This window comes from Bacillus sp. P4_D3, assembly GCF_056401855.1.
The window spans coordinates 1-984 of record NZ_JBFUIN010000989.1; the positions used below are offsets into that span (position 1 = coordinate 1).

Sequence of the window (984 nt, forward strand, 5' to 3'; positions counted from 1 at the left end):
CGCCTCATCTAACTTTTTATCCGATTGAATGACTAACGTACTTGGTGAAGAAAAACCAGGCGAAAAATGCTCTTCTATTACGTTAATCCCCATTTTTGATTCATATTTATTATCCACTTCAAATAAATCATTGTAATTAAGCGTGTTAGAATATTTTAATACGAAAGGAATCGATATCACTAATACAATAATTAAAGCGATAAATGGTCTTGCTACTGAATTTTTCGCAAAGAATCCCCATAAACGACTATCCTCATGTCCTTTAAATGTTTTAACTGGATAAAACATTCCTTTTCCTAATAGCACCATGAAAAATGGATTTAAAGTGGTTAATACGAGTAGTAATACTGCGACACCAATTGCTACCGCTGAAGTAGATTGATATAATTTAAAACTTGCTAAAGCAAGTGCTGCAAAACCAATTAGCACTGCAATTCCGCTATATAAAACGGTTTTACCTGCTGATTTAAATGTTTCTTTCGTAGCTAAATATGCATTTTCTTGTTTACTTAATTCTTCTTTAAACCTCGTATATAATAAAATGTTATAATCTGTTCCCACTCCAAACAGTACGACAACTACAAATACTTGCGTAAAGTTAGAAAACGGAAAATTAAATTGATCTACAAGATGAGAAATAATCCCCATTGAGACTAAATACGATACACCAACTGTAAGAAGAGAAACAATCGGAACAACTGGTGAACGGAATACAATGATTAATACTACAAGAATGAAAATGATTGAAATAACTTCTGTCTTTTTCACTCCCTCTTGAGAGGATGTAAGAAAATCACCCGCTATTAAATCACTTCCTGTTAAGTACGTTTTTACCCCTTTTATTTTCACTTTTTTATGAAGATTATTTGCAACTTTTGATATTTCACCATGTTTTTTATCTACCGATATTTGCGTTAATATAGTCGTATTATCTTTAGAAACTAATTGTTTCTCAAGATCTTTATTATCTAAATGTGAAACTAT

1 protein-coding gene is annotated in these 984 nt (G+C 31.2%); it reads right to left on the reverse strand.

All coding sequences use genetic code 11. The features are described from left to right. The coding region (locus AC1DTM_RS28580; protein ID WP_477001501.1) for an MMPL family transporter at positions 1–984 on the reverse strand (984 nt) is incomplete at both ends.